The 4,159-nt window shown below is 70.9% G+C and carries 4 protein-coding genes; 3 read left to right on the forward strand and 1 reads right to left on the reverse strand.

All coding sequences use genetic code 11. From position 1 onward, the window contains the following. Positions 1 to 46: 46 nt before the first annotated feature. A complete protein-coding gene (locus G6019_RS09075) occupies positions 47 to 583 on the reverse strand; it encodes a gamma-glutamylcyclotransferase (RefSeq protein WP_182612396.1) in 537 nt (178 codons plus the stop codon). Between the two features lie 152 nt (positions 584 to 735). Between G6019_RS09075 and G6019_RS09080 the strand changes: the two genes are divergently transcribed. The 3 genes from G6019_RS09080 to G6019_RS09090 form a co-directional block, all read left to right on the forward strand. Continuing rightward, a complete protein-coding gene (locus G6019_RS09080) occupies positions 736 to 2,142 on the forward strand; it encodes an NAD(P)H-quinone dehydrogenase (RefSeq protein ID WP_107755914.1) in 1,407 nt (468 codons plus the stop codon). Between the two features lie 100 nt (positions 2,143 to 2,242). Beyond that, complete coding sequence (locus G6019_RS09085; protein WP_107755915.1) at positions 2,243 to 3,268, forward strand: iron ABC transporter substrate-binding protein; 1,026 nt, start codon at positions 2,243 to 2,245, stop codon at positions 3,266 to 3,268. A gap of 67 nt (positions 3,269 to 3,335) precedes the next feature. After that, positions 3,336 to 4,159 (forward strand): ABC transporter permease (locus G6019_RS09090; RefSeq protein WP_182627457.1); only part of this gene is annotated, 824 nt, incomplete at its 3' end.

A 4,159-nucleotide genomic window follows, 5' to 3' on the forward strand; every position in this document is an offset into this window, starting at 1 on the left:
GGTGGGGGAGAGCAGAGGCGGCATCGACACAGGTGTACCCGGAGTCCTACGCGCCCGGGCCGACGTTGCGGGATTCCCGGGTACGCAGTTCCCGCACATAGGGGTCGGGCGCGCCGGCGCACTCGGCGGCATCCGCCAGGAGGCCCAGATACCGCGCCGACGGCAGGCCTCCCTCGAAGGCGTCCATGACGTACAGCCAGACCAGTTCCGTGCCCTCCGCCGGGCCGGGGGAGGGCGAGGTGACCGCGAACTCGGACTCCTGGGCGCCGACCGGGGGCCCGGGGGGGACGGCGGGACGGCGCTCCACCCGGACCCGGATCTTCCGGGCCGGCATCGAGTCCGTGCCCTCCCACCGGTCGAGGGCGCGGGCGTCGTCGTCGGGGACGTCGTAGAGCACCACGAACACCTTCGACTCCGGGTCCTCGACCACCGTGGCGACGGCGCCCTCCCATGTCGGGTCCTCGCCCGCGAAGGTCAGACGCCAGCCGTGCAGCCACGCGGTTCCGGCGAACGGTGAGTGCGGCGCGCGGGCGTTCATCTGTTCGGGATGCATGTTGGTCCCGTACGCGGCGTAGAGAGGCACGGCGACCAGAGTAGTCCCTCGGCCGGGTGTGGCCCCGGCGTCCTCCGGCCCCGTGCCGCCGGTTCGACTACCGTGTACGGCGGACGCGACGCGGTCCACCACAGTGGCCCGCGGCGCCCGGCCCCGACCCCGTGACCCGTGGAGGACCACCTGTGACGCAGCGCATCATCATCATCGGCGGCGGTCCCGCCGGTTACGAGGCCGCCCTGGTGGCCGCCCAGTACGGTGCGGATGTCACGATCGTGGACGCCGAGGGGATCGGCGGGAACTGCGTGCTCACCGACTGCGTGCCCTCCAAGACGTTCATCGCGACCACGGGCGTGCGCACGGACATGCGCCGCGCCGAGGAGATGGGCGTCGAGATGCACTTCGACCCCACCGCCTACCGGCTCGGCCAGGTCAACGGCCGGGTCAAGTCACTGGCCCGCGCCCAGTCCGCCGACATCAGGTCCCAGCTCCAGCGCGAGGGCGTGCGGCTGTTGTCGGGTACCGCGCGGCTGCACGATTCGCGGCCGGGAATGGCCTCGCACCGCGTGCTCGTGTCCCTGGACAACGGCCAGGAGAAGATCCTCGACGCGGACGTGGTGCTGATCGCCACCGGTTCCAATCCGCGCATCATCTCCGGCGCGGAGCCGGACGGGGAGCGGATCCTGACCTGGCGGCAGCTCTATGACCTCACCGAGCTCCCCTCGCATCTGGTGGTCGTGGGGTCCGGTGTGACCGGTGCCGAGTTCGTCTCCGCGTTCACGGAGATGGGCGTCAAGGTCACCATGGTCTCCAGCCGCGACCGCGTCCTGCCCCACGAGGACGCCGACGCGGCGCTGGTGCTGGAGGAGGCGCTCAGCGAGCGTGGCGTCGCTCTGGTCAAGCACGCCCGCGCGGACGCGGTCGAGCACCACGAGGACGGGATCATCGTCCGACTGGGCGACGGCCGGACCGTCAAGGGGTCGCATGCCCTGATGTGCGTGGGTTCGGTACCCAACACCGGTGACCTGGGATTGGAGAGCGCCGGCATCGAGGTTCAGCGCAGCGGGCACATCAAGGTCGACCGCGTCTCCCGCACCACCGCCGCCGGCATCTACGCCGCCGGGGACTGTACCGATCTGTTCCCCCTGGCCTCGGTGGCGGCGATGCAGGGTCGCATCGCGATGTACCACGCGCTGGGCGAAGGGGTCAGTCCCATCAAACTCCGCACCGTCGCATCGGCGGTCTTCACCCGACCCGAGATCGCCACCGTCGGCATCTCCCACGCGCAGATCGAGAGCGGGGAGGTCCCCGCCCGCGTCGAGGTGTACCCGCTGGCGGGCAACCCCCGCGCGAAGATGCGCAGCCTCCGCCGCGGTTTCGTGAAGCTCTTCTGCCGACCGGCCTCCGGGGTGGTGATCGGTGGGGTGATCGTGGCCCCCACCGCGTCCGAGCTCATCCTGCCCGTCTCCGTTGCCGTGCGGAATCAGCTCACAGTGGGCGACCTCGCCGGATCCTTCTCCGTCTACCCCTCGATGACCGGGTCGATCACGGAGGCCGCGCGCCAGCTCATGCGGCACGACGACCTGGACTGATCCGGGGCGGGTGGACCGGGGTGAAGCCTCGAATAAGTTTAGGCTAAGCTCACACCCGGTGTCGGCGACGCGGCACCGGGACTGTGAGGGAGGAACCCTGATGATGCGACGCCGCCTGGCCGCGCTCGCCGCCGTCGGTTCGCTGGTGGTGGGGCTGGCGGCCTGCACCACGGACGGTGCCGGAGACGATTCCGATGCGCTGGTGGTCTACTCGGGCCGCAGCGAGAACCTCGTCGGCCCGCTGCTGGCGCAGATCGGGGAGAGGACCGGTATCGACCTCGAGGTGCGGTACGCGAGCACCCCCGAGATGGCCGCCCAGATCGCGGAGGAGGGCCAGGCCAGCCCCGCCGACATCTTCTTCTCCCAGGACGCAGGTGCGCTCGGCGCCCTGTCCAAGGAGGGTCTGCTCGAGCCGCTCGACGAGGCGACGATCGCGCAGGTCCCCGCCCAGTACCGGGCGACCGACGGGACCTGGGTCGCGACGAGCCTGCGCGCCCGCGTGCTGGTCTATGACTCGGAGGTGCTCGAGGAGTCCGAGGTCCCGGACACCATCGACGCCCTCACCGAGCCCGAGTGGAGGGGCAAGGTCGGGTACGCCCCCACCAACGCCTCGTTCCAGTCCTTCGTCACCGGACTGCGGGTCGACCGCGGCGACGAGGCGGCCGAGCAGTGGCTCCGCGACTTCCTGGCCAACGAGCCGAAGACCTACGACAACAACGTGGCGCTCCTCGAGGCGGCCGACACCGGCGACGTCGAGCTCGGACTGACCAATCACTACTACTGGTACAACACCGCCCAGGAGAAGGGCGAGGAGAACATGCGGGCGCGGGTGCACTACCTGACCAAGGGCGATCCCGGTGCGCTGGTCAACGTGGCCGGCGTCGGTGTGCTCGCCTCGTCGGACCGCCAGGAGGACGCGCTCCGGGTGGTCCAGGAGCTCCTCGGGGAGCAGTCCCAGCTCTACTTCCTCGAGGAGGACAGCGAGTACCCGGTCGTGCCGGGCATCACCTCGGACGCCGTCGGTCTGCCCCCACTCGAGTCCCTCGGGGGGCCCGATATCGATCTCGGGGACCTGGACGGGCTCGAGCAGACCCAGCAGATGCTCACTCGCGTGGGCATGATCTGACGGTTCCGCCATAGACGCCCGTCCCCGTCTGCGTGGCGGCCGCCCCCTCCTCGGGGCGGCCGCCACTGTGGCGTGCTCCGCGGCCCTCATCCCGCTGGTCTATCTGTTCATCCGTGCGGGGGAACGTGGCCCGGCCTACGCCCTCGAGGTGGTCCGGTCCGGTCGGTCCGCCGAACTGCTGGTCAACACCGTCGTGCTGGTGGTGCTGGTCACCGCGGCGAGTGTGGTGGTGGGCGTGACCCTGGCGTGGCTGACGGTGAGGACGGATCTCCCCGGTGCGCCGCTGATCGGAGCGCTGCTCTGCGTGCCGCTCGCCATGCCGTCCTACGTCCTCGGCTACCTGTGGGTGGCGGACTTCCCACGGTTCCTCGGTCTGCCCGGGTCGGTCGTCGTGTTGACGATCTCGTGTTACCCGTACGTCTACCTCCCCGCCGCCGCGGCACTGCGGAGCGTCGACCCCGGTCTCGAGGAGGTCGCACGGACGCTGGGCCGCGGGTCGGTCAGGGCCGTGCTCGGTGTGACGTTGCGCCAGATCAGGCCCGCGGTCGCGGCCGGGGCGCTCCTGGTGGCCCTGTACACGCTCTCGGACTTCGGAGCGGTGGCCATGCTGCGGTTCGACGCGTTCACCGTCGGGATCTACCACAGCTACCGGGCCTCGTTCGACAGGGTGCCCGCGGCGGTCCTGGCCTGTGTGCTCATCCTGGTCGCGCTCGTGGTGATGGTGGGAGAGCGGCGGGCCCGACGGGGCGAGGTGGCGAGGGTCGGCGCCGGGGTGGACTCTCTCCCGGACCGCGTCCGGCTCGGACGGTTCATGCCGCTGGCGCTGCTGGTGGTGGGGGTGGTCCTGGCCGGCGGCGTTCTCGCCCCGCTCGTCGGCCTGGTCCGGTGGGT

It is taken from the genome of Dietzia sp. DQ12-76 (assembly GCF_014145045.1).
Classification (GTDB): Bacteria; Actinomycetota; Actinomycetes; order Mycobacteriales; family Mycobacteriaceae; genus Dietzia.

Coding starts and splice junctions, on each gene's coding strand:
- G6019_RS09085 (WP_107755915.1), top strand. CDS start 2,243: ATGATGCGACGCCGCCTGGCCGCGCTCGCCGCCGTCGGTTCGCTGGTG.